Below are 25,052 nucleotides of genomic sequence, written 5' to 3'. Positions count from 1 at the left end.
ACAACGGCGCGGGCGGCAACGCCGGCAACGGCGGCGCGGGCGGCGCCGGCGGTAACGGTGGAAACGGCGGCACCGGTGGGGCCGGCGGGTTCGGCGCGTCCGGTGTCGGCCGATCCGGCGGCCAGGGCGGCAACGGCGGCTTGTTCTACGGCAACGCCGGGTCCGGTGGAGCGGGTGCGGTCGGCGCCGACGGCAACGGCGGCGGTGGTGGAGCCGGCGGAACCGGTGGGCTGTTCGGCGGCGGTGGGGTCGGCGGGACCGGCGCCATGGCCGATGTCACGATCCCCGGTGCCCTCGGCGGGGCCGGCGGATCCGGTGGCGCCGGCGGGGCACTGAGCGGCCTGGTCGGTGCCGGTGGCGGTAACGGGGGGGTCGGCGGAGCCGGCACCACCGGAGGTGCGGGCGGAGCCGGTGGCGCCGCCGGCATCGCCAGTTCGCTGTTCGGCGGCGGATCCGGCACTATCGGCGGCTCCGTGGTCGGCGCCGGCGGTGTCGGCGGGGATGGCGGAGCCAGCCTGGCCGGCACCGGCGGTCCAGGCGGAAGTGGCGGTGCGGGCGGACAATTCGCCGGTGCCGGCGGCTCCGGTGGGGCCGGCGGATCGGTGCTGCAGCCCATAATGGGCAGCGGTGGTGGCGGTCTTGGCGGAGGTGGAGGCATCGCCGGCTGGCTTGGCTCCGGGGGCTCCGGCGGTACCGGCGGCACGGCGGGAGCGTCGCTCCTGCTGACCCCCGGCGGCCAGGGCGGACCGGGTGGCAACGCGACTTTGTTCGGTTCCGGCGGAGCCGGTGGAACCGGCGGCTTCTCCGCGGCCGGCACCGGCGGGACCGGCGGCCACGGCGGAGTCGGCGGAACGCTGCTGGGTGACGGCGGTCCCGGTGGGACCGGCGCCGAAGGTGCCCCCGGTTTCGGTAGCGGGAACGGCGGAATCGGCGGCGGTGCCCTGCTGATCGGCAACGGCGGCAACGGCGGCAACGCCGGCAACGCGGCGACGCTCGCTTTGCTGGGCGGCCCCGGCACCATCGGCACCGGCGGAACCCTGTTGGGCCTGACCGGGATTCCCGGCTTGCCGATGAGCCCGAACCTGTTGGTCAACGGGAACTTCGAAATTGCCACCCCGTCACCGTCGGGCACCAGCTCGGTGACCTACCCAGGCTGGTCGGTTAGTGGCACCCCGACCATCATCGCTTACGGCACCCCCCGCGTCAGCTATGTGTTGGGAGTCTCATTCCCGTTCCCCGACCTGCCGAGTTTCCTGGGCTTCCCGGGCACGGCGCCGCCGGGGGCCGGTGCCAATTTCGGTGGCGGCGGCCCCGTGGCCACGTCCAGCATCAGACAAACCGTCGACCTCACCGCCGCGGCAGCCAAGATCAATACGGGCACAACGCCTTACACGCTCACTGGACTGCTCGGCGGAGCGCTCATCGACCCGTCCTCGACCTCCCTGCAGGTCACCTTCCTCAACTCGAGCGGCGCTGTTCTGGGCACCGGCTCGACCACCTCAGTGTCGGTGCTGGATCGTCTGGGGATCACTGGGTTACAGCCACGGTCAGTCTCCGGGACGATCCCGGCGGGCACCACCTCCGCGGTCGTCACCGCCACGTTCAACGACAGCAACCCCATCACGAACCACTACAACAACGCCTACGCCGACAACCTGTCCTTCACCGTCGGCGCTCCCGGCCTGACCCCGGCACCGCTGACCGTTCCGAGTTCCAATGTCGGCCAACTCGATCACGTGTTCCTGATCTACATGGAGAATCACGGCTTCACGGACATCGTCGGCAGTGTCAATGCGCCCTACATCAACAGCCTGCTGAACACCTACGGGTCGGCCAACAACTACTTCGCCAACAGCCATCCCAGCGCTCCCAACTACTTCCGGATCCTGGGCGGCTCGGACTTCGGCCTCACCTACAACCCCAACCCGCCCTCCATCAACGCACCGAGCCTCATGCAGGAGATGGATGGCGCGAACATTTCGTGGGCCAACTATGCGCAGAGCATGCCTTACCCTGGCGCGCTGGTGTCCGCGGGTGACTACAGCACCTTCCAGATACCCGCTGCTCAGTACAGCTACGTCTTCAACAACACAGTCGCCTACCAGCAGCAGCACCTGCTCCCGCTGACGCAATTGAGCATCGATCTGCAGAACGCGAACACCACCCCGCGGTTCAGCTGGATCGTCGCCAACAACGCCAATGACATGGAAGGCCCGGTCGATTCGCCCCTGGGCATCCTTAACTTCGTCGGCAGCCAGCTCACCAATCACCAGTACAACGTCGCCGCCGGCGACCAGTTCCTGCAACAACAGGTCTCACTCATTCAGAACTCGACCGCATGGAACACGGCCAATCAGCGTGACGTGATCATCATCACGTGGGACGAGGACTTCAACAATCTGGGACTGGGCATCGGCAACCAGGGCAACCACGTTCCGATGATCGTCATCCCCAACCAGGGCGCCGTGAACGCGGGAATGCTGTCAGGCCAGTTCACCACCAACTCGTATTACGACCAGTACAGTCTGATGTCGACGATTGAGTACGCGCTCGGTCCAGCAGTGGGAGTTCCGTTGGCGCCATTGACGTTTAATGACATGTACGCGACACCGATGAATGATTTTTGGTCTTAACGGCGTCGGGTGCCGCCGCCGGAACCAACATGTCAGCCGAGGTGATGCGGCCGATCTTGCTGCTTAGTCAAATCATCGTCGGTCGCCTCACCAGCCCGTGAGCTGCGCCGAAGAAATCGACAAGCTGCGCGTTGATGCCAGCATCTACACGCATTCCCGGCGTTGACCGCAGAAAGACCCGGTCCCTGGCACTTCGGCTTCTTGCTGGCCAACGGCTTTTCTGAGCAGCTCATCGCCGGCAACGAAGTTATGGCGCTCGCCGCAACTCGAGCGGGTCGCTGTAAATCCCAGCTCAGCGTCGAAGGGCGAGTCCACCTCACCGAACAGGAATGGCACACCGCCATCGAATCGCCATAGAAAATGGCCCCCAGGCTTGCGCCTGAGGGCCTTTCTCGCTAGTAGCGGGGACAGGATTCGAACCTGCGACCTCTGGGTTATGAGCCCAGCGAGCTACCGAGCTGCTCCACCCCGCGTCGGTGAATGCAAGGTTACCGAACGCGAGCGAACCTGGCCAAATCGGGCTCTGAACAGCGCTTATGAGCCGTCCGATCTGGACGAAAATCCGTTGCCGGGGCACATTGGAGATGGATAACATCCGACAGCTAGTCGCCCACGGACCCCTTCGGCGCCGGCCCATCGCAACAGCGCTCAAGGAGATCGACATGTCACAACGCATCGGAGAGAAGCTGCTGAACTTCGCTTCGGAAATCGAAGGCGACACCATCGCGCAGGCAAAGACGACCGCGTCGATGCCGTTCGTGCATCCGCACGTCTCCCTGATGCCCGACGCCCACCTGGGCAAGGGCTCGGCCGTCGGAACGGTCATCCCCACCAAAGGCGCGGTCATCCCGGCGGCGGTCGGGGTGGACATCGGGTGTGGCATGGTCGCGGCCAAGACACGCTTCACCGAAGACGATCTGTCGGCAAAGTTCGGTGGCGACTACCGGCGAAAGCTGCCTCAACTGCGGCGCGCGGTCGAGGACGCAATTCCGCTGTCGCCGGGCAACTACAACAAGTCGCTGCGGCGGTTTCCGTTCACCACCAAAAAGCACAACGAACTGCTCAAGCTGCAGGACGACCTCGAGGTCGACCTGTCGCACAGCCCAAAGTGGATGGAGCAGTTGGGATCTCTGGGCGGCGGGAACCACTTCATCGAATTGTGTCTGGACACCGATGACAACGTCTGGCTGTTCCTGCACAGCGGCTCGCGCGGCGTCGGCAACAAGATTGCACAGCGGCACATCAAGATCGCGCTGCAGCAATGCACAAAGGACCCCTCGGTCAAGCTGCCGAACCACGACCTTGCGTTCCTCAAGGAGGGAACTCCCGAATTCGACCGGTATATCAAGGATTTGGAGTGGGCTCAGCGCTTCGCCTACCTCAACCGCGCCGAGATGATGGATCGCTTTGTCCACGTATTCGCTCGGTGGCTGGGTGTGCAAGCGCAACGTGTGGAGTTGGAGCGAATCAACACGCACCACAACTACACGGTCCCGACGCAAATCGACGGCGAGGCTGTCTGGCTGACGCGCAAGGGCGCAATCGACGCGACCGAGGGCAAGCTGGGCATCATCCCCGGCTCGATGGGCACGCGCTCATACATCGTGCGCGGCAAGGGAAACGCCGACGGCTTGTGGTCGGCTCCGCACGGGGCCGGCCGCCGGTTCAGCCGGACAAAAGCCAAGAAGCTCTTTACCGAGCAGGATCTGGCAGCGGCCATGGCGGGCATCGAATACCGGCACGGCAAGGAATGGATCGACGAGATTCCGCAGGCCTATAAGGACATCGACCAGGTGATGACGGACGCGGAACCACTCGTCGAAATCGTCACCTCGTTGCGGCAGATCATGAACGTCAAGGGCACCTAGACGTCCGGCAGGCGCCGGCTGAGCTGCTCCATCGTCAGCAGTTCACGGCGGTCCGCACTGAGATACGCGATGCCGATTCCCAGTTCGTCCCAGCGGGCGGCGACCCGGGCTTCCAGTGCCGGTGAGATCTTGTTGACCGCCGGATAGTGGCGCCCGCCCCACTCCGGGCGCGGCTCGAACTCCCAGCTTCGCGTCGCGTCGATGAGCACCCTCGTCCATTCGCCGCTGCCGTACTTGCCCATGTCTGCCTTCTCGGGTGGCGTGGAGGGATCCAGCGGTGAGCCGAGTGTCGGCCCATAGAACGAGATGTCGCCGAGGCCGACGTTGACACGGTAGGCCATCGCCCAGTCGAGTGCCTGCGGATCGTGGATGTCGATGTCCTCCTCAACGACCATCACGTTCTTGTAGAACCAGATGGATCCGCTGGTACCCCACAGCGCCGCGGCGACCTGCTGCGCGTGACCGCGGTAAGCCTTGTGGACCTGAACAACGATGTTGGTGCCATTCGACACCTGCGACATCCACACATCGGTCACGCCCCGGACGCCGGCGCTTTCAAGCACGTTCCAGGCGATGGCGGAGCGGGCGTAGTTGATCATCGAGTCTTCGACGAGGAATCCCGGCCGCATGCCTTCCAGCGAGCCCCGCAGCACCGGGTCATTGCGATGGGTAATCCGGGTGACCTGCAGCACCGGCGTCGGTGCCGCATGGCCATCGAGGTACCCGGGGTATTCCGCGAACGGGCCCTCGGGCACAAAGGTAGCCGGGTCAGGGTCGACGTAACCCTCGACGACGATCTCGGCGCTCGCCGGGACATGCAACGGCACCGTTTCGCACGCCACCAGATCTACCGGCCGGCCGAGCAGCGCGCCCATCATGTCCCACTCGCAGACATCTTTCGGAAACGGACTGCCTGCACAAAACGGCAATACGTCGTGCCAGCCGTAGACGATGGCCACCGGCATCGGCTCGGGCTTGTACTGCTGAAGATGACCGCCCCAACCTTGGATGGGCGCCAACAGCTTGGCAATCTTGTCGCGGTCGACGATCATGCCGCGGTAGACCCCGATGTTGTCGCGTCCGGTCACCTTGTCTTCGGTCACCACACCGCAGAACGTGTCGATATACCGACCGCCGTCGGCGGCATGCCATTTCGGCGCCGGAAACTGCCAGAGGTCGATCTGATCGCCCGCGATGCTGTTCTCTTTCACCGGACCGGTCTGCACAATGCGCGGCGGAATCGGTTTCAGGAACGCGTCTTTGAGGTGACGCACGACGGCGGCATCGCTGGAACTGGGCGGCAGACCCAGCATGAGCCGGATCTGACACCGGTTTCCGATCGCCGACGTCAGAAACTTGGTGCACCGGGTGTCTTCATGCCCGACGATGTTCTCGAACAGCAGCGCTGGTCCACCCAGGGACAGATTCGCCCGGGTGATCGCACCGATTTCCTCATCCCAGTCGACGCGGGCCGTGATGTGCCGCAGCTGGCCTGCGGCCTCGAGGGTCGCCATCCAACTCCTCAGGTCGGGTACCAGTTCGTTGCTCACAGTGTCACGCCTGCAACCGATCGCGTGCCATTCACGCCGTCTTTCCAGCGTTTGATCAGGTCGTGCTCGATACCGAGTTGGTCGATGACCCGGCCGACGACGTAGTTCGTCGCCTCGTCGATGGAGGTGGGTCGCGCGTAGTAGGCCACTGTCGGCGGGAAGATCACCGCACCCATCCGCGCCAAGTAATGCATGTTTTCCAAATGGATCTCGCTCAACGGCGCCTCACGCGCAACCAGAACCAGCTTGCGGCGTTCCTTCAGGGTTACGTCAGCGGCACGGGTGATCAGGTTGTCGCTGAAGCCAATTCGAATGGCGCTCAACGTCTTCATGCTGCACGGACAGACAACCATGCCGTCCGTGCGGAAGGACCCACTGGAAATGCCGGCCGCGAGGTCGCGGGCGCTGTATGCGTGTGATGCCAAAGCCCGGACGTCGTTGACACTGTGATCCGTCTCCATTTTGATGGTCGCGCGGGCCCAATCACTCAGTACGAGATGAGTTTCGACGTCAAGGTCGCGCAGAACTTCAAGCAGCCGGATACCTAGAGCGGCTCCGGTTGCACCGGTCATGCCAACTATCAAACGCATGATGATCACTCCTCGGACAGCCCACGGGTCAAGCCCGAAACGATCAGCACTACTGCGGTGAGGAACGCGTACCGCATGCTCCGGAAACCGAGCAGAACCAGACGTTCCTGCCACGGCTTGCCGTGATGTCCCTGCGATAGCGTCGGATTGGCGGCGGCGGTGCCGAGCGCGGCGCCAACCGTGGTGAACAACCAGTTGCCGTAGGTGCCGTAGAGGGTCGTCCATCGGGCCGCGCGACGAAGATTGGGCGGCAGCTTGACCTGGGTCCAGATCGCACCCAGCGCGATCAGGAAGGTGCCGTTCATCACCCCTTCCAGGTGCGCCGAAAGCGCCATGCGCATGTTGGTGAAGCGCCGCTGCTGGGTTCCTGTCACTAGGCCGACCAGGAATAGCAACATGCCATGCCAAACCAAACGCCGTCCCGTCACTTGCAATTCGGTCATGGGGACCACCTCCTCGAACCGTTGAGGTGTCAAAGTTCTCGGGTTCGAATCCCGGCCCACCAGCACGGTCGCCCGGACGCTTCCGCACGAGGCCGCGATGCACCATCGCGGTACGGATTGCGCCTTCGAACTCATGCGTTAAGCATGCGCACCGCGGCCGTACAGCTAACTAGGCCAACGAGACGTCTTTCCCACACTTTGGGTCATCGGGCGGTCCGCGCGGCGAGCAAGTATCTGATTGCGCCCTGCCCGTTGGAGCTGGTGTCCATGTCACCGGCCGGCACCCCCGCCGCCTGCAGCAGATCGCTCAATTCGCGCGAGGTGGTGGCCCACCCGTGCGTTTGCAAGTAATTGTCTGCGTCGTTGCGTTCATGCGTATACGTCAGCCCGCTGAGGTCGGCGTCGAGCCCGTACTGTCGCCAGGCTCCAGCAAGCTCCTCCATCAAGGCTCCGATGGACTGGGCCCCGCGTGGTAGATGGTCGGCGACAAGTCGGCTGCCCTGGGCGCTGAGTGCGGTGATGTCGTCCAACATCCGGTTCTGCGCGTCACCGGGGAGATATCCGATCATCAGTCCCTCGAGCATCCACGCGCTGGGACTTGAGCTGTCAAAGCCTGCCTCCCGCAGCGCCGCTGGCCAGTCCTGGCGCAGATCGGTTCCCACCGTGCGCAATTCAGCCAACGGACTCGCGCCGATTTCGGCCAACGTCGAGGTTTTGAACTCAAGCACCGCGGGTTGATCGATCTCGTAGACCACGGCTTCCGCCGGCCATGCCAGCCGGTAGATACGGGAGTCCAGCCCCGAGCCGACGATCACCGCCTGCTGGATACCGGCCGCCATCGCGTCTGGGAAGAACTGGTCGAAGAAGTGCGCCCGTACCGCGAAGAAGTCGGCTATCCAAGCACTTCCGAGATCGGAATACTCGATGTCACCGCGTGCCAACCGCGCGAAGAATTCGACACCGGCAGCGCAGACCAGTGGTGCGGCGTACGGATCGTTGATGATCGGATTCGGCTGCCGACTGGCCGCTGCCCTGGCCGCAGCGACCATGGTGGCCGTCGCACCCACGCTCGTCGCGAGGTCCCAGGTGTCGTTCTCAGTTCTTGCCATGTTGTCCCTTCTCATCGAAATACGGTGCGCAACAATGTCGATGCAGTGGTGAGCGGCCCGCGGCGGCCGACCATGTTCATCAGGTGCAGGAATCGCTGTACCACCAGCGGATCGGTTTCTGCCGCCGTGACCATGCGGTCAACAACCGCGTTTCGGATCCGCACCGACGCGGTTCGCTTCCCCGCTATCTGCGGCAGCGCGAGGTCAGAACTCACCGCCATCCGCCAAGCCACGCCCGCTTCTTTCGCCGCGCGGCGAAAGAAGCGCCGCGGCAGATCTTCGTCGCCGTGGCGCAGACAATCGCGCAGGATTAAGGCCTCGATGGCGGCGATCGTCATGCCCTGGCCGTAGAGCGGGTTGAAGGTGCACATCGCGTCGCCCATTACGATCAGGCCATCCGGCCGGTGGGTCAGCCTTTCGTAGTGCCGCCAACGGTTGGCCCGGAATTTGTACTGCATGAGGTCGGCGAGTGGTTCCGCGCACCGCGCGGCCGCTAGCACATGTGGTGGTGCGACGTCGGTCAGGCAGTCGAACAACGAGGCGCGGTCGGTCGGCGCCGGACGCCCAGCCAGTGTCTGCACCGCCAGCATGTAGTTGTCGTTCTCGCCGGCGAACATGGCGAAAGCCAGTGGGCGCTTTGGCTCGGCCGCCGTGAGGGTGATGTTCTCCCGCAACCTGCCTGGCGCAACGTAGACCGGCAGACCGGAGTAGGTGACATGCACCTTCAGTTCACTTTCCGGCGGACGAGGATAGCCCAATTGCTCCAGCAAGACCGGCGTCCGGGAGCCGCGGCCGGTGGCATCCACCACCAGGTCCGCCAAAAGGGTTCGTTCGGCACCGGAGTCGCGCCGGGCCAACACCACGCCGGTCACCCGGCCGAGCTGCCCGGTCGAAGTCAGCCGCACCGCGTCGTGGGCCTCGGCAAACGTCACGTTGGGAATGTCCAAAACGCGGCGGCGCAGCCGCCATTCGAGAAATGGCCGATGCGCGTAGTGGACGACGATCGAACCGGGGTCGGGAATGGTGCCGGACCGCAACAGTTGGTGCCCGCCGAAGTTCATGCAGAGTCGCGACAGATCACCGTCGTCCCACACCCGCGCACCGCCGGCGACAAGGTCGGCAAGGAAGCCGGGGAACAGCTTTTCCATGCTTTGTGTGGCGCGTGCCGTCGGGATGTGCGGCAACCCGCCCTGGGGCACTCCCCGACGGTTGCGCGGTCCGTTGGGCAATGAATCACGTTCGACGACGGTCACATAACCGTAGAAATCGGCAAGCACCCGCGCTGCCAGCAGTCCGGCGATACCGGCCCCCAGGACTACGGCATTACCTTTCGGTTCAGACAATGTCAGCTCCAAGCTTGCTGGCACGAAATTCGGTGGGTGTGGTGGCGAGCAGCCGGCGCATCACAGTCGCCAGATGTTGTGGACTGGCAAATCCGCATTGCTGCGCGATCTCGCCGATACTCAAGGAGGGGTTGCCCAACAGCTCACACGCCTTGGTGACACGGCGGTTCATCAACCACCGATGCGGTGGCTCTCCTGTTCCTTCACGGAACAGTGTTGCCACGCGTGCCGCTGACAGTCCCACCAGTTCGGCCAGGTCGTTTAGGCCGACATCATCGGACACGTGGGCTTCGAGATACTCGACCAGCCGCTTCAGGCGCCAATCACGGTACCCGGCAACACTTCTCTCCGTTCGGGTAATGGAACCGGAAAGACTGGAATGCTCCCGGATAAGGCGGACGACCAGATGTTGGGCGAGCAAATCGATCGTCATAGCCGAATACGCGTCTGGGTAGCTCATTTCGCGAACGATCTGACGGGCGATGTTCTCCACGAACGGATCACGCGAGCACATCGGGTCTATAAGCGTTACGGAGCCGGCCGCCTTCATAACACCGCTCTGCGCGGCGACACGTTCGACCAGCCTGTGCGGTAGATACACGTGTAGGTAACTGAATGGCTGCTCTGACCTGAATATCCCTCGGGGACGTTCGCCGGCCGCAACCAGATTCATGTGGAAGGCCGGATGCGGGCGGCTCCATTTCTTCCGCCCGTTCCCGAAGTAGATGTGGTGGTGGTTGCCGCTGAGCGCAAGGGAGACCAGGTCTATGCCTTCCCGCGCCGGCCCCCGCAATTCGTAGACCCGTTCGCCGCGAAAGCGCCAGATCGCTGCCGACACACCGTGGCCGGCTGACGTGATGCGCCTGTGTGGCGCGAACCCCACCGCACCCGCGATGTTTTCCGGTGCGCTGGCTGCCGTATGCGTGCACGAGGATTCGTTGAATGATCGCGAAATCACAAGTGCCAGTGTGTGGTCGGAGACGATCCGCCAAGGTCCGGGTATTAAGACAGATTTCCTTCAAATAGCGACACGTCAATTTGATGCGCACTGCGTGTACAGGGCACACGACACAGACACGCGTTGGCTGGCGCATCTGCGGTAGAAGGGTGACCGACGAAAGGATCGCAGTGGATTTAGTTGAGGGAAAGTTGTTTGCCGACGGGAAATTCCGCGACGCCGACAATGTCGAGCCGGTAATAGAAGCGGCGACGGAAAAGGTCCTGGGACTAGGAGCGAGCGCTACCCGCGCCGATATCGACGACGCCGTGGCGGCGGCCCGGCGCGCACTCCCCGACTGGCGGTCGACTCCGGCCGCCGATCGCGCCAAAGCCCTGTTTACGCTGGCCGACGCACTCGAGGCACTTGCGCTCCATACGAGTGAGCTGTGCAGCCGGGAGACGGGCGCCCCCATCACGTACTCTCGGCAAGCGAATGGCTTCCTGCCGGCGGTGATATTCCGCTACTACGCAGGACTGATAGACACGTTCGACATCGAGGAATTCAGGCCGAGTCTGGTCGGGCACACCCTGGTGCGCCGCGAGCCGATCGGCGTGGTGGGCGCCATCGTGCCGTGGAATGTGCCTCAACTCCTGGCCGCGATGAAGCTGGCCCCGGCACTGGCAGCGGGCTGCACCGTGGTCTTGAAACCGGCGCCCGAGACAGCGCTGGACGCGCTGGCGATCGCAGAGGCAGCCGAAGAAGCGGGGCTACCGCCCGGCGTCCTCAACGTAATTCCGGGTGGGCGCGAGACCGGCGCGTATTTGGTAGGTCACCGCGATATCGACAAAGTGGCTTTCACCGGATCGACGGACACGGGACGGCTCATCGGGCAGACCTGCGGGCAACTTGTCCGTCCGATAACCCTGGAGTTGGGCGGGAAATCGGCCGCCATCATCCTGGACGACGCCCAATTGGGACCCACCATTCAAGGGCTGCGGTCGGTGTCCTTCGGTAACAACGGCCAATTGTGTTATGCCGGTACGCGGATCCTCGCGCCGCGCAGTCGCTACGGGGAATTCGTCGACGCGCTGACGGAAATGGCCGACGATCTGGTCGTCGGAAACCCGCTCGACGAGAACGTCGACATCGGTCCACTGGTCAGTTCGCGTCAGCGGGAACGGGTATTGAACTACATCGAGATCGGCAAGGCGGAAGGCGCCCGAATCGTCACGGGAGGCGGCGTACCGGCAGATTGCCGCCGAGGCTGGTATGTGGCGCCGACAGTTTTTGCCGACGTGCCCAATTCGGCGCGAATAGCCCGTGACGAGATCTTCGGACCTGTGCTGACGGTGATCCCCTACGAATCGGACCGCGAAGCGATCGACATCGCCAACGACTCAGAGTTCGGCCTTGCTGGCAGTGTGTGGTCATCCGACGAGGCGCGGGCGACCCAGCTTGCCCGCGCCGTGCACACGGGAACCATCGGCATCAACATGTATCAGCCCGACTTGGGCGCACCCTTTGGCGGCATCAAAGCGAGCGGCTTCGGCCGTGAACTCGGCCCTGAGGGTTTGGCCGCCTATCAAACGACCAAGTCGATCTTCCACGCCGCCGGCGCCGCTGCAGCACGGTGAACTCGCCCGCGACGTGGCCGACCCGAAAAGCTCGGCACGAACGGCTATCCGACGGCCGTCAGGACCGTTTCAGTTCCATCCTGAGGCGGCCACAACGGCTGCGGTACCTCGACCCCGAATGGCGCGTCCCAGTGGTTTCGGGACGAGACCTCCTGCACCGGAAGCCGGTTGGCGGCGACACCCCACCGACCCCGCGGGTAGCCGAGGGCCAGCATGGCCGACATCTTCCAGCCCTCCTCGACCGGCACGCCCAGCAACTCGTTCACCTTGTCCTCGCAGTTGCGGAGCACCATGGTCATGACACCGCCGACTCCCTCGGCACGCGCGGCGAGCAGCGCGCTCCAGATCGCCGGATAGATGTTGGCGCCACCAAGATCGTCGATAGCGAAGACGAAGAACAACAACGGAATCTCTTCAAAGTGGTCGGCAAGGTAATTTCCCGAACCCTTGATCCGGCGCATATTCTCGGCGTGCGCTGTTGGATCCACGCCTGGTGCCGCCACGGCCATAGGCCCCATCCCCGAGCTGAACTTCTCGTATTCCACAGCGCGGGCCTGCCGAAACAGTTGAGCCAACTGGCCTTTCAGTTTCGGGTCGTCCACCGCAAGGAAGTGCCAGCGTTGGGTGTTTCCGCCGTTCGGCGCACGAACGGCGGCATCGAGGATCCGCGCCTGGGTGTCCAGCGGGATCGGGTCGGGCCGCAACCGCCGCATCATTCTGGTCGTGTACAGCGCCTCGTAAATGTCCATCGGTCACTCCTTCCACTACTCGGGCCAGCTGTTGTTGCGGATGATGTCCACGAAGTTCGCTCGCTTGAAGTTCGGGTCGAAGTGCGCGAGCACGTCGTCGTTCATGGTGCCGAAGGTGCTCTCCGGGCGGTGCTTCATGCCCTCGTTGAACGCCGAGATAATGCGATTTTTGAAGTCCGGCCGCGGGTGTGCCGCTGTCACGGCGTCCAGCGCCTCGGGCACCAGGTCCTCGCGGCCCATGCCGAGCACGTCGGTCTCGACACCGGCTGTGACCAAAGCGATTTCGGGGTCCAGGAATTCCGGCACGCCCGGCGTCGTGTGCAGGGCGATGCCCAGCCACACCTTCTCGGCGTCGGCCCGGTCGTAACCACGCTCAAGCAGGAAGTCGCGCGCCGCGTTGGCGCCGTCGACCTCAAAGCGCAACATGGACTCCCGGTAGCGCGGCGTCAGCCCAATGTCGTGAAACATCGCACCGACGTACAGCAACTCCAGGTCGGGCTGCAGACCCAGCCGGCGACCGTGCAGCGCCCCGAACAGGAACACCCGTCGGGAATGGTCGAAAAGCAGATCGTCTTCGACGTCGCGGATGTATTCGGTGACGTCGCGTACCAGCGGTGTATCCGGGACGATGATACCCGCGATGGTTTCGATCGATTGAGTGGTCATGGGTTCCTCCTTGGTTGGTGTGATCAGTGTGAGCGGATGCACCCACACCGGGCCTTGGCGTTTGCGCCGTGATTCCCACAAAAAGCGACACCAGCCAGCAGAATGGACGGGTGCGGCCTGCAACCAACGGCAGTGGTGCTCCCCGGGTGGTGGTCATCGTCGTGTTCGACGACGTGACGATGCTGGACGTCGCGGGCGCGGGCGAGGTCTTTGCCGAGGCCAACCGGTTCGGCGCCGACTACCGCCTGAAGGTCGCATCGGTTGACGGCGACGACGTCGTCACTTCGATCGGCACCCGGTTGGGCGTGACCGACGCCATTTCCGAGATCGAAGCGGCCGACACCGTCATGGTCGCCGGCAGCGACCACCTGCCCCGGCGGCCCATCGACCCTGCACTCGTCGAGGCGGTCAGATCGATCGCGGGCCGGACCAATCGGCTGGCGTCAATCTGCACCGGTTCGTTCGTCCTTGCGCAGGCCGGTCTGCTCAACGGCCGGCGCGCGACCACGCACTGGCACGATGTCCGGCTGTTCGCTCAGGCTTTCCCTCAGATCACCGTCGAGCCCGACGCGATTTTCGTCCGCGACGGCGACATCTTCACCTCAGCCGGGATATCGGCCGGCATCGACCTGGCGCTGGCGCTGGTCGAAGCGGATCACGGCACCGACCTGGTGCGCGCCGTGGCCCGCTGGTTGGTCGTCTACCTCAAACGCGCGGGCGGCCAGTCGCAATTCTCGGTGCTTGTCGAGGCCGACCCGCCGCCGGAGTCTCCGCTGCGCAAGGCCACCGATGCTATCTCGGCGAACCCCGCTGCCAACCACAGCGTGAATTCGCTTGCGGTGCAGGCTTCGTTGAGCACCCGGCAGTTGACGCGGCTCTTCCAGTCCGAGCTCGGCACCACGCCGGCCCGTTATGTGGAGTTGGTGCGCATCGATGCCGCCCGCGCAGCACTCGACGCCGGCCGCAGTGTGGGCGAGACCGCGCGCTTGGCGGGCTTCGGCACGCCCGAAACGCTGCGGCGGGTGTTTCTGAGCCACCTCGGCATCACCCCTAAGGCGTACCGGGACAGATTCCACACCGCGTCCCGCAGCTGAATGCCATATTCATTACAGATATCCTCTAAAAGACCGCGTCCCCTGCCTCGAAGGAAGCCAATGCCGGCAGCCAAAGCCAAGCCGGTCAAATCCTCCCGAACCTACCGGTCGGCGCTTCGGACGAAAGGGGCGCTGGAGACGCGCAGAAACATCCTCGACACCGCGATGCGACTGTTCCTCGAGCGCGGCTACGGCAAGGTAACCGTCGCCGACATCGCGAACGAGGCAGACCTGGCGCCACCCACGGTCTACACGAGCACCGGCGGCAAGACGGCAATCCTGGCAACGCTCATCGAAGAGGCGATGCAAGACCCCATCGTCGCCGAAACCCTCACCTCAGTGCGCAAGGCCAAGTCCGCGGCCGACGTCCTCAAGATCACCGCGCATGGGACTCGGGTGGACAACGAGCGCTATCACGACATCATCGAAGTGATGAAATACGCTGCGGCAGTTGACGCTACGGCAACCGATATCCTTCGGCAGTCCGACGCGGGTTACCGGCAGGCGTTGGGCCAGATCGCACGCAGGCTTCGCACACTCAAGGCGCTGCCTCGCGGCGTGACCGAGGCCAAAGCCACCGACATCCTGTGGTTCTACTTCGGACACGAGGCTTGGCACCGACTCGTCGCCGAGTGTGGCTGGTCCTGGGATGACGCCGAGCGATGGCTGCTGGCGCAAACGTTCACGGCGTTGATCCGGCCCGACCTTAGTTAGCCCGAAAACACGGGCATGTTGATGCCGTAGGCCGCGTTTTCCTGCGGTGTCGCCAACACATATCCGTACCGCGCCGACGCCTCGACGAACTTCGCAAGTTCTGCCGCTGTCGGCGGCTGCAGCTCCTTCGTGACCGGGCGACCAATTTCGGCGAAGAACCTGCCGAGCCGCGACGTGGTGATGATGAGGTCGACGGCCGGTTCATCGGTGACGTTGCGATGAGCGTGCATGACGTTGCCGGGTATGCGTACGTAATCGCCTGCCGACGCATCCCGCCAAGCCAGTTGGTTGCCGACGGAGACAAGTACCTGTTGCTGCCCGGAGAGGATGAGGAAGTCCTCGGCGTCGGCGTGCCGGTGCAGCGGCACCACGGCCCCTGGCGGCACCACCCCGCGCATGACGCAGAATTCGTCGGTGTGGCTTAGGAATTCGACCGTTGCACCGAAGACGTCGAGGCTCTGACCAGGCGGAGCGGTAGTCACGTGGGACAACAGGGCGCCGGCATTCAGGTCTTTGATAGTCACCATATTGATTATAGGTGTTCTATGTCTGCAGCCACTTGCACGAACCGCTCACCGGCCGGGCGTACTGTTGCGCCGTGCACATTGACGTGATGATGACCCCGCAGCCCTTGGGCCGGATTGGAGAGCTGGCCCGTCAAACCCAGGCCGCCGGCTTTTCCGGCATGCTGTTCACCGAGACCGGCCGCACCGCCTACCTCAATGCAGCCGTGGCCTCCCAGGCCGCGCCGGGGCTTGAGTTGTCCACCGGTGTCGCCGTGGCATTTCCACGCAGCCCCTTCGTCACCGCGGCCACCGCCTGGGAATTGCAGGAGGCGACGGGCGGAAAGTTCCGGCTCGGTCTGGGAACGCAAGTGCGCACCCACGTGGTGCGCCGCTACGGCGTGGAATTTGAGCGGCCCGGTCCGAGGCTGCGCGACTACGTCCGCGCGGTGAAGGCGTGTTTTGCCGCGTTTCGGACCGGGAAACTGGACCACCACGGCGAGTTCTACAACCTGGACTTCATCACCCCGCAGTGGAGTGCGGGCCCCATCGACGCGCCCGACCCCAAAGTCGATGTGGCAGCGGTGAATCCGTGGATGCTGCGGATGGCCGGCGAGGTCGCCGATGGGGTACACGTCCACCCGCTCGGCGAACCCGGCTATCTCGCCCGCCACGTGCTGCCCAGCATCGCGGCTGGCGCCGAAAAGGCGGGACGGTCCCCGTCGGACCTCGATGTGATCGTACCGGTGCTGACGATCGTCGGCGACAGCGACGAGGAGCGCGAGAAAGACCGCCAGCTTGTCCGGTCCAGCATGGCCTTCTACTCGAGCACGCCCAACTATTCCTTCATCTGGGACGAAGCCGGTTTCGAGGGAACGACCGCGCGGATTCGGGAGAAGCAGAAGGCTGGGGACTTCGCGGGTATGGCCGCCCAGATCACCGACGAGCACATCGCCACGCTCGCCACGGAATCGACGTGGGACGGGCTGGCTCAAGCCCTGACCGACAAATACGAGGGCATCGCGACGCGGCTCGCGCTGTACAACGCCGTCGGCGATCAGGAGCGCTTCGAACGCTACGGCGAGGTGGCGCGGCAGCTGCAGCGGTGACGGCCATGACGAGGGCGCGCAAAATGCCGGCTTATACGGCGTGTCACCGTACAAACACGCGCGCTCGCGGTGCAAGAGGCCTCGCTATCGAGGCTATCGAGCGGCGTTGAACTTGTTGATCGCTTCGTCGAGGCGTTGCAGCGCCGCTCCATAGCCGGCGAAGTCGCCTTTCTTCTGCGCGTCCCGGGCCGCGCCGATCGCCGACTGAATCTCTTGCAGCGCAGCAGCTTTGGCCGGCGACAACGTCGTCGCTCCGTCCGGGGCAGGCGGCACGACGGCCGTGGGCGGCGTGGTACCCGGCACATTGGCCGGCGGCGGGTTAGCGGCCGCCGGCGGTGGCGCCCCGGGCTCGTTCGGCACGATGCCCGTCGCTGCATCACCCGCGCCCGGGCCGAACAGCGTGTTGAGCGCATCACGCACGGTGGGCCCGTAGCCGACCTTGTCGTTGTACATCATCGCCACGCGAATCAACCGCGGATACGACGACGCCGCATCGCTGGATCCCGGTGAGGCATAGACGGGTTCGACGTAGAGCAGCCCGCCCTGACCGACCGGAAGAGTCAGCAGATTGCCCCACTTGATGCGGTTCTGGTTGTCTCGGCCGATCACACCGAGGTCCTGAGACACCGCCGGATCGGTGGTGATCGCGTTGTTCGCCAATTTGGGCCCATTGACCTGGCCCGGGATGGTCAGGACGGTGATCTTGCCGTAGGTCGCGGGATCGGAGCTGGCGCTGATGTAGGCGGCCAGGTAGTCGCGCTTGAACCTGTTCATCGCGCTGGTCAGCTGATACGACGCCGTGTTGTCGTTCTTGTAAATGTTTTTCGCGACGATGTAGTACGGCGGCTGATAGCTGCTGGCGGTGGGGTTCGGGTCCAGCGGCACGTCCCAGAAGTCCGACGTCGAGAAGAACGTCACCGGGTCGTTCACGTGGTACTTCGCCAGCAGCATGCGTTGCACCTTGAACAGGTCCTCGGGGTAACGCAGATGATCCGCCAGCTCGGGTGTGATGTCGCTCTTGGGCTTGACCGTGCCGGGGAACACCCTCATCCAGGCCTTCAGCACCGGGTCTTGTTCATCCTGCTGGTACAGCGTGACGGTGCCGTCGTACGCGTCAACCGTGGCCTTCACCGAGTTGCGGATGTAGGACACCTTCTTGTCCGGGGCCAGCCGGTTGAACGCCACCTCGTTGGAATCAGCCGTCGCCGACGACAGCGAAGTGAGCTCGGAGTACGGATAGTTGTCCAGCGTGGTGTAGCCGTCGATGATCCACAGCAACCGCTTGTTGACGATCGCGGGGTACACGGCGGTGTCGGTCGTCAGCCAGGGCGCCACCGCTTCCACCCGCTGCGCCGGATCCCGGTTGAACAGGATCTTGCTGTTCGACCCGATGACGTTGGAGAACAGGAAGTTGCGCTCGGCGAACTTCGCCGCGAACACGGTGCGGGCGAACCAGCCACCGATCGGTACGCCACCCAGGCCGGTGTAGGTGTAGTTCTTGGTTTCGGTGCTGGTCTCGTAGTCGTATTCGCGGTCGACACCGGTCTTTCCGACGATCGCGTAGTCGGCCGTGGTGTTCGAGATGACCGGACCGTAGTAGATCCGCGGCTGGTCCAGTTGTGCCGGCCCGTCGGACACGACGTTGCCGTTGGCGCCGACGACGTTGACCAGGAACTCGGGGTAGCCGCCGTTCTGGTTCGGATCATTGGCGACGCCCCGCACCGTGTTGGCCGGCGAGGCGATGAACCCGTTGCCGTGCGTGTACACGGTGTGCCGGTTGATCCAGTCCCGCTGGTTTTCGATCAGCCGGTCCGGGTTGAGCTCACGGGCGGCCACCACGTAGTCCCGCAGATTGCCGTTGCGGTCCAGGTAACGGTCGATGGAGAGCTGGTCGGGGAAGTAGTAGAAGTTCTTACCCTGCTGAAACTGGGTGAATGCCGGGCTGACGATGGTGGGGTCGAGCAAGCGGATGTTGGACGTGGTCGCGCGGTCAGAGGCTACCTGCTGGGCGGTGGCCTGCCCGTCGCCGACGTAATTGCGGTAGGTCACCACATCCGGTGTCAGGCCATAGGCTTGCCTGGTCGCGGCGATACTTCGGCTGATGTATTCGCTTTCCTTCTGCGCGGCATTGGGTTTCACGCTGAACTGCTCGACGATCAGCGGCCAGCCGGCGCCCACGATCAGCGATGAAAGCAGCAACAACACCAAGCCGATGGCCGGAATCCGCAAGTCTCGCAGGGTGATCGCGGAGAACACCGCGGCCGCACAGATCAACGCGATGGCCATCAGGATCAGCTTGGCCGGCAGTACCGCGTTGATGTCGGTGTACCCGGCGCCGGTGAACGGCTTGCCGCCGCGGGTGTGAGACAGCAGTTCGTACCGATCCAGCCAGTAGGCAACGGCTTTGAGCAGCACCAAGATCCCGGCCAGGGTGACCAGCTGGATACGTGCCGAGCGGCTCAGCGCACCGGCGCGTCCGGACAGCCGAATGCCGCCGAAGATGTAGTGCGACACCAGATTCGCCACGAACGCCACGAATACGGCGACGAAGACGTAGCTGAGCACCAGCCGGTAGAACGGCAACTCGAAGGCGTAGAAGCCCAGATCCTTGCCGAATTGCGGGTCGCTGATACCGAAGTCGCCGCCGTGCAGGAACAGCTGAACCCGAACCCAATAGCTCTGCGCGACCACACCGGCCAGCAACCCGATGGCCGTCGGGACCCCGATGCCCACCAGGCGCAGACGTCCCATCACCGCGGCGCGATACCGCGCCACCGGATCGTTTTCGTTGCTCGGAACGAAGACGGGCCGGGTGCGATAGGCCAACGCGAGCCCGGCGAACACGATGCCGCCGACGAGCACGCCTGCCACGAAAAACACCACCAGGCGAGTTACCAGCACGGTGGTGAACACCGACCGATAGCCGAGCTCGCCGAACCAAAGCCAGTCCACATAAGTGTCGATCAGCCGCGGACCGGCGAGCAGCAGGACGATCACACCCAGCGCGACGGTGATCAGGATCCGGCTGCGACGAGTCAGTTTCGGCATCCTTGCGGTGGGCCGCATTCCCACTAGCTACGCTCCCTGCTCTGTTTCCCCGATGCTCATCACTGTACGCATCGTGACCGCCGAACCCGATGGCCCGCTAGCAACCCCGCTAGCAACTGGGCGTCGGCGCCCCCGATGTCATCGCGTGTAGCGCATCCACCGCCGAGCTGAGCGTCTCCACCTTCACCAGCTTCAAGCCGTCCGGTATGTCGGAGGTCGCCTCGACGCAATTCTTGGCAGGCACCAGGAAGACGGTGGCGCCCGCCGCACGCGCGGCTGCCATCTTGTGGGTGATCCCCCCGATGGGGCCCACTTTGCCGTCGAGCGAGATCGTGCCGGTGCCGGCGACGAAGGTATTGCCGACCAGTTCGCCGGGGGTCAGCTTGTCGACCAGGGCCAGGCTGAACATGAGCCCGGCCGAGGGCCCGCCGATGTTCGCGAGGTTGAAATTGACTTCGAACGGGGCCCACGGCGCGTCGAGCACAGCGACCCCCATGAAGCCGTAGTCGCGGTCCTTGTTCTTGCCCAACGTGACCTGCGCGACGCCCGCAGGCTCGTTCTTACGCCGGTAGTCGATGGTCACCACATCGCCGGGCTTGGTCGTCTTCAGCAACGACGTGAATTGTTCGACGTTGGCCACCGGGGTGCCGTTGACGTTGTCGATGGCGTCACCGGGCTTGAGCTTGCCGGCCGATGGACCCGGGTCGTTGACCGTGGCGATCGTCACCGCCTTCGGGTACTTCCCCAAGTAACCCAGCGCGGCGTATTCGGCGGCGTCTTCGGAGTTCTTGAAATCTTCGTTGTTGGCCTTGTCAACCTCGTCCCGGGATTTGCCGGGCGGGTAGACCAGGTCTCGGGGCACCAACTGCTCCTGACCGGACAACCACAGGGTCAGGGCCTCGCCCAGGGTCAGGTCGTCGCGCTGGGACACCGTGGTCATGTTGAGGTGACCGGACGTCGGGTAGGTCTGGGTGCCCTCGATCTGGACGACCTGCTTGCCGTCGACCTCCCCCAGGGTGTCGAAGGTGGGACCGGGCCCCAGTGACACAAACGGCACCGTCACCACCGCGAGCAACACCCCGAACGCCACGATCGGCACCAGCGCGACCATCAAGGTCAAAATCCGCCTGTTCACGCCGCATACACTAGTTGGAGCCTGGCGGGCCGCGTTCACTGCGAGCGAGACGGTGGAGTGCGCTTTCTGTTCCGCTGGTGGGTACGGTTGGGTGTATGGCTGACCTGCCTTTCGGCTTCTCGTCCGGAGAAGACCCTGACCGCGACAAACGAGGGAGTAACGATCCCGAGTCCGGCGCGGGGTCCAATCCCTTCGGCGCGTTCGGGATCAGTGGTGATTTCGGCATGGCTGAATTGGGGCAGATTTTCACCAAGCTCGGCGAGATGTTCGGTGGCGTCGGCAGCGCGATGGCCTCGGGCAAAGCCTCCGGGCCGGTCAACTACGACCTGGCTCGGCAGGTCGCATCGAACTCGATCGGGTTCGTTGCGCCCATCCCCGAAAAGACCACCTCGGCGATTTCCGACGCCGTGCGCCTGGCCGAGACCTGGCTTGACGGAGCCACCGCGCTACCGGCCGGCACTACGCGGGCGGTGGGCTGGACCCCGTCCGACTGGGTCGACAACACCTTGCAAGTCTGGAAGCGGCTCTGCGATCCGATGGCCCAGCAGATTTCGTCGGTATGGGTGGCATCGCTGCCCGAAGAGGCCAAGGACATGGCCGGTCCACTGCTGACGATGATGTCGCAGATGGGCGGCATCGCGTTCGGTTCGCAGTTGGGCCAGGCGTTGGCGCGGTTGTCCCGCGAGGTGCTGACCTCTACGGATATCGGCTTGCCGCTGGGGCCCAAGGGGGTGGCCGCGATAATGCCCGAAGCCGTCGAGTCGTTCGCCAAAGGGCTCGAGCAGCCGCGCAGTGAAATCCTGACGTTCCTGGCTGCGCGCGAGGCGGCGCACCACCGGCTGTTCAGCCACGTGCCGTGGCTGGCCAGCCAGCTGCTGGGCGCCGTCGAGGCCTACGCGATGGGCATGAAGATCGACATGAGCGGCATCGAGGAGTTGGCCCGCGACTTCAACCCGGCAACACTGGCCGACCCCACCGCCATGGAGCAGTTGCTGAGCCAGGGTGTTTTCGAGCCGAAGGCGACGCCGGCGCAGACGCAGGCCCTGGAGCGTCTCGAGACGCTGCTTGCCCTGATCGAGGGCTGGGTGCAGACGGTGGTGACCGACGCACTCGGCGACCGCATCCCCGGCACGGCCGCGCTCACCGAGACGCTGCGTCGCCGACGGGCCAGCGGCGGTCCCGCCGAACAGACCTTCGCCACATTGGTCGGTCTCGAGTTGCGACCGCGCAAGCTACGCGAGGCCGGTGTGTTGTGGGAGCGGCTGACCCAGGCTGCCGGCATGGATGCCCGCGACGGTGTCTGGCAACACCCGGACCTGCTGCCCGGTGCCGACGATCTGGACGACCCGGCGGGCTTCATCGACCGGGTCATCGGCGGCGACACCAGCGGCATCGACGATGTCATCGCGCAGCTGGAGCAGGAAGTCGAGGAGGACGGTGACCGTCCGGACGACCCCGGTTCCTCGGACAACTAACGCTGTGACGCAGCTAGGCCGCACACACCGACGGGCGACGGCTCCGCGGCTTCAGGCACCGAGTAGTTGCCGCCCGATCTGCGTCCAGTAACGGAGTCCGTCCGGGCTGAGGAGGATCCAGTTATGGAATCCGCCGGTCGCCATCACGAAGCTGATCGGCGCTGACTCAATTGCGGCTTTTTGCGAAAGGACAACCGCTTCGGCCGCAGCCATATCGAGCGAACCTGCGTAGATATGGATTGGCGGGAGTCCGTCGAGTGACCCGTACAGGGGACTCACCAAAGGATCGGTCAACGCAAGACCGCCTGCCCACTGCTGAGCAAATTGGTAAAGCATGTTCCCGCGTGGCGGGAGAAACGGATCGTTGACGAACTGCATATTGGGATTGCTTCCAGTTATAGATAACAGCGGGGACACCAAAACCATCGACGCCGGTACGGGTTGGTTGTTAGCCACCAGGTATTGGACGGCGGCCAGGCCTATGTTGGCCCCCGACGAGTCACCGAGCACGCTGACGCGGGAGGCACCGTGCGTAGCGATTTGCGAAGAGATGAAGTCGGCCACCTTGGGTACCACCGTGGCGGCGGTACCACCTTGTTGAATCAGCGGATAGATGGGCACCGAAATCGTCGCACCCGTCTGGTAGGCCGTCACCGAGTACCAAACCCAGTGGAAAAACAAAGGCGGCCAGATGAATGCGCCGCCGTGCAGGGCGACGACATAGTTGCCGGTGGGATTCGCAGGGATGATCTCCACCACGGGCATACCGTCGTAGGTGGTGTATTGAACCGTTTGCCCCAACAGCGAAGTCAAGAGCAATGGCGGGGTGTCACTGAAGAGCGGTGATAGCAGGCCACTGACGAATAGATTTTGGACCGGAGAGCCCAGCACCCCCATCTGGTCATAAATTCCGGAAAAAGTCAGAAAATCTCTCAATGGCCGAAACAAAAAATCGGTTTCGAGTCGAGTTAGTAGCGACTGTTGACCGGTGAAGAGCGGAATTTCCGAGGGTGGGGATGGCATGGCTGGCGACCCGAAAATATTTGTGAGAATCATGTCCCCCAGCGCCGTCAGATTGGCAGCTTCCGCGCTGGCGAACGATTCCGCACTTGACATCAATGCCTGAATGCACTGTTCATGAAACGTCGCCGCCCGCGCGCTGAGCGCCTGAAACCCCTGACCGTGGGCCGAGAACAGCGCCGCGATCGCCGCCGAGACCTCATCCTCGGCCGCCGCAAGAACCGCCGTAGTTTGGGAAGCCGCTGCCGCGCCAGCAGCGTCGATATCCGAGCCGATGGTTGCCAACTCCGCCGCTGCGGCCACCATCGCCTCCGGTACTGCGATCACAAACGACATGTCGTGCACCTCCGACGAGCCCTGCTTGTCACTCGGCTGGCGGTCATCGATCCGCCAGGTACAGGCAACGTAAGGCGGGTGCGTTCGGTCGATATGAGTGGTCGAGTACTGAATTATCCGTAGCCGGTACTGAATTCCTGGCCTTGTGGATAACCGAGCAGTCCGCACGCCCGGCGCGTGGCACAGTCACACGTCATGCCGCAGGACCCGCCTTACACACTCGATCCGGCTATGCCGATCTTGTTGCGACCCGACGGCGCCGTGCAGGTTGGCTGGGACCCTCGGCGTGCGGTTCTGGTCCGTCCACCAAGTGGCCTGTCCCCGGCCAAGTTGGCCACGTTGCTGCAGTCCATGCGATTGCCGATCCCGATCGACGAACTGCAGCGTCAGGCGGCCGGCCGCGGTCTGGGGGACGCCGACGGGCTGGCGGAGCTGGTCGCCCAGCTGGTGAGCGCGGGTGTCGTTACCCCGGGTAACCGGCCCGCCCGCGGGCGGACGGCGTCAATTCGCGTGCACGGGCGCGGGCCGCTGTCGGACCTGCTCGTCGAATCGCTGCGCTGCTCGGGAGCTCGAATCGGGCACAGCAGCCAGTCGCACGCGGCCGTCACACCAGCCGGGGTGGACCTGGTGGTCCTGTCCGACTACCTAGTGGCGGACCCGCGCATGGTGCGCGAGTTGCACAACGCAGGCATCGCGCACCTTCCCGTGCGGGTGCGTGACGGCACCGGGTTAGTGGGGCCGCTGGTCATCCCCGGTGCAACAAGCTGCTTGGCGTGCGCTGACCTGCATCGCGCCGACCGGGACGCCGCCTGGCCTGCGATCGCCGCGCAGCTACGTGACACCGTCGGCGTCGCCGACCGCGCCACGCTGCTCGCGACCGCCGCACTGGCACTCAGTCAGATAAACCAGGTGATCACGGCCATCCGCGGGCAGGCGGCGGCCGCCGATCCGCCGTCGGCGCTCAACGCCACCTTGGAGTTCGACCTCAATGCCGGCTCGATCGTGGCGCGCCACTGGACCCGGCATCCGCTGTGTTCGTGCTGACCCGCGTTACTCAGCCGCCCTCGATCTGCGACATATCAAAGCAAGAGTT

At 64.3% G+C, this 25,052-nt stretch carries 21 protein-coding genes and 1 tRNA gene; 9 read left to right on the top strand and 13 right to left on the bottom strand.

Features of this window, described 5'->3' with window-relative positions; genetic code table 11:
• Both BST27_RS34410 and BST27_RS01385 read left to right on the top strand, forming a co-directional pair.
• Positions 1-2,633, top strand: a 2,633-nt coding sequence (locus BST27_RS34410; protein ID WP_083148361.1) for an alkaline phosphatase family protein, incomplete at its 5' end; no start/stop codon positions are given.
• Between the two features lie 162 nt (positions 2,634-2,795).
• Positions 2,796-2,990, top strand: coding sequence for a hypothetical protein (locus tag BST27_RS01385; RefSeq protein WP_069419064.1), 195 nt, complete (start codon positions 2,796-2,798; stop codon positions 2,988-2,990).
• A 42-nt stretch (positions 2,991-3,032) separates the two neighbouring features.
• On the opposite strand, the gene BST27_RS01380 is transcribed toward BST27_RS01385, so the two are convergent.
• Positions 3,033-3,106 (bottom strand) — tRNA-Met (locus BST27_RS01380).
• Between the two features lie 189 nt (positions 3,107-3,295).
• Between BST27_RS01380 and BST27_RS01375 the strand changes: the two genes are divergently transcribed.
• Positions 3,296-4,501, top strand: a complete 1,206-nt coding sequence (locus BST27_RS01375) for an RtcB family protein (RefSeq protein ID WP_069419063.1) — start codon at positions 3,296-3,298, stop codon at positions 4,499-4,501.
• Here BST27_RS01375 and BST27_RS01370 read toward each other — a convergent pair.
• From BST27_RS01370 to BST27_RS01345, 6 genes are all read right to left on the bottom strand, one after another.
• Positions 4,498-6,015, bottom strand: a complete 1,518-nt coding sequence (locus BST27_RS01370; protein ID WP_079219880.1) for a UbiD family decarboxylase — start codon at positions 6,013-6,015, stop codon at positions 4,498-4,500. The genes BST27_RS01375 and BST27_RS01370 overlap by 4 nt on opposite strands.
• A gap of 32 nt (positions 6,016-6,047) precedes the next feature.
• On the bottom strand, positions 6,048-6,641 hold the full coding sequence (locus tag BST27_RS01365; protein ID WP_069419088.1) for a UbiX family flavin prenyltransferase: 594 nt from the start codon (positions 6,639-6,641) through the stop codon (positions 6,048-6,050).
• Positions 6,642-6,646: 5 nt separating this feature from the next.
• Complete coding sequence (locus BST27_RS01360) at positions 6,647-7,084, bottom strand: styrene oxide isomerase (RefSeq protein ID WP_232007259.1); 438 nt, start codon at positions 7,082-7,084, stop codon at positions 6,647-6,649.
• Between the two features lie 203 nt (positions 7,085-7,287).
• On the bottom strand, positions 7,288-8,193 hold the full coding sequence (locus tag BST27_RS01355; RefSeq protein ID WP_069419061.1) for an SAM-dependent methyltransferase: 906 nt from the start codon (positions 8,191-8,193) through the stop codon (positions 7,288-7,290).
• A gap of 11 nt (positions 8,194-8,204) precedes the next feature.
• The gene (locus BST27_RS01350; RefSeq protein WP_197518105.1) at positions 8,205-9,536 is read right to left on the bottom strand and encodes an FAD-dependent oxidoreductase; all 1,332 of its coding nucleotides are present in this window, start codon (positions 9,534-9,536) and stop codon (positions 8,205-8,207) included.
• Complete coding sequence (locus tag BST27_RS01345) at positions 9,529-10,374, bottom strand: helix-turn-helix domain-containing protein (protein ID WP_232007258.1); 846 nt, start codon at positions 10,372-10,374, stop codon at positions 9,529-9,531. Before BST27_RS01345 ends, BST27_RS01350 begins: the two co-directional genes overlap by 8 nt.
• 284 nt (positions 10,375-10,658) lie before the next feature.
• Between BST27_RS01345 and BST27_RS01340 the strand changes: the two genes are divergently transcribed.
• Entirely contained in the window at positions 10,659-12,110 is a 1,452-nt protein-coding gene (locus BST27_RS01340) for an aldehyde dehydrogenase (protein WP_069419085.1), read from the top strand.
• Between the two features lie 44 nt (positions 12,111-12,154).
• Here the strand turns inward: BST27_RS01340 and BST27_RS01335 are convergent, their stop codons facing one another.
• Together BST27_RS01335 and BST27_RS01330 are read right to left on the bottom strand one after the other, a co-directional pair.
• On the bottom strand, positions 12,155-12,859 hold the full coding sequence (locus BST27_RS01335) for a nitroreductase family protein (protein ID WP_069419059.1): 705 nt from the start codon (positions 12,857-12,859) through the stop codon (positions 12,155-12,157).
• Between the two features lie 15 nt (positions 12,860-12,874).
• Complete coding sequence (locus BST27_RS01330) at positions 12,875-13,525, bottom strand: HD domain-containing protein (RefSeq protein ID WP_069419084.1); 651 nt, start codon at positions 13,523-13,525, stop codon at positions 12,875-12,877.
• A gap of 179 nt (positions 13,526-13,704) precedes the next feature.
• Between BST27_RS01330 and BST27_RS01325 the strand changes: the two genes are divergently transcribed.
• Positions 13,705-14,619, top strand: coding sequence for a GlxA family transcriptional regulator (locus BST27_RS01325; RefSeq protein ID WP_232007262.1), 915 nt, complete (start codon positions 13,705-13,707; stop codon positions 14,617-14,619).
• Positions 14,620-14,679: 60 nt separating this feature from the next.
• Positions 14,680-15,333 carry a TetR/AcrR family transcriptional regulator gene (locus BST27_RS01320; protein WP_069419058.1) on the top strand — a complete coding sequence of 218 codons (654 nt, stop codon included), beginning with the start codon at positions 14,680-14,682 and terminating at the stop codon, positions 15,331-15,333.
• On the opposite strand, the gene BST27_RS01315 is transcribed toward BST27_RS01320, so the two are convergent.
• Entirely contained in the window at positions 15,330-15,857 is a 528-nt protein-coding gene (locus BST27_RS01315; RefSeq protein ID WP_232007256.1) for a cupin domain-containing protein, read from the bottom strand. The two genes, BST27_RS01320 and BST27_RS01315, sit on opposite strands and share 4 nt — an antisense overlap.
• Positions 15,858-15,931: 74 nt before the next feature.
• Here BST27_RS01315 and BST27_RS01310 point away from each other — a divergent pair, with 74 nt between their 5' ends.
• Entirely contained in the window at positions 15,932-16,945 is a 1,014-nt protein-coding gene (locus BST27_RS01310; protein ID WP_069419082.1) for a TIGR03617 family F420-dependent LLM class oxidoreductase, read from the top strand.
• 93 nt (positions 16,946-17,038) lie between these two features.
• Here BST27_RS01310 and BST27_RS01305 read toward each other — a convergent pair whose 3' ends face one another.
• Entirely contained in the window at positions 17,039-20,017 is a 2,979-nt protein-coding gene (locus BST27_RS01305; protein WP_069419056.1) for a UPF0182 family protein, read from the bottom strand.
• An 85-nt stretch (positions 20,018-20,102) separates the two neighbouring features.
• Positions 20,103-21,128 carry a YlbL family protein gene (locus tag BST27_RS01300; RefSeq protein ID WP_069419055.1) on the bottom strand — a complete coding sequence of 342 codons (1,026 nt, stop codon included), beginning with the start codon at positions 21,126-21,128 and terminating at the stop codon, positions 20,103-20,105.
• A gap of 95 nt (positions 21,129-21,223) precedes the next feature.
• Here BST27_RS01300 and BST27_RS01295 point away from each other — a divergent pair, with 95 nt between their 5' ends.
• On the top strand, positions 21,224-22,603 hold the full coding sequence (locus BST27_RS01295; RefSeq protein WP_069419054.1) for a zinc-dependent metalloprotease: 1,380 nt from the start codon (positions 21,224-21,226) through the stop codon (positions 22,601-22,603).
• A 51-nt stretch (positions 22,604-22,654) separates the two neighbouring features.
• Here BST27_RS01295 and lipY read toward each other — a convergent pair whose 3' ends face one another.
• Positions 22,655-23,959 (bottom strand): triacylglycerol lipase LipY, encoded by a 1,305-nt coding sequence (lipY, locus tag BST27_RS01290; RefSeq protein ID WP_069419081.1) that lies wholly within the window; start codon positions 23,957-23,959, stop codon positions 22,655-22,657.
• Positions 23,960-24,154: 195 nt separating this feature from the next.
• Here lipY and BST27_RS01285 point away from each other — a divergent pair, with 195 nt between their 5' ends.
• Positions 24,155-25,003: a TOMM precursor leader peptide-binding protein gene (locus BST27_RS01285; RefSeq protein WP_069419053.1), complete on the top strand. Its 849-nt coding sequence runs from the start codon at positions 24,155-24,157 to the stop codon at positions 25,001-25,003.
• Positions 25,004-25,052: the final 49 nt, after the last annotated feature.

The organism is Mycobacterium intermedium (assembly GCF_002086275.1).
GTDB classification, from domain to species: domain Bacteria; phylum Actinomycetota; class Actinomycetes; order Mycobacteriales; family Mycobacteriaceae; genus Mycobacterium; species Mycobacterium intermedium.
The sequence above is the reverse complement of the archived record's forward strand: the minus strand, read 5'-3'. Positions and strand labels throughout refer to the sequence as shown.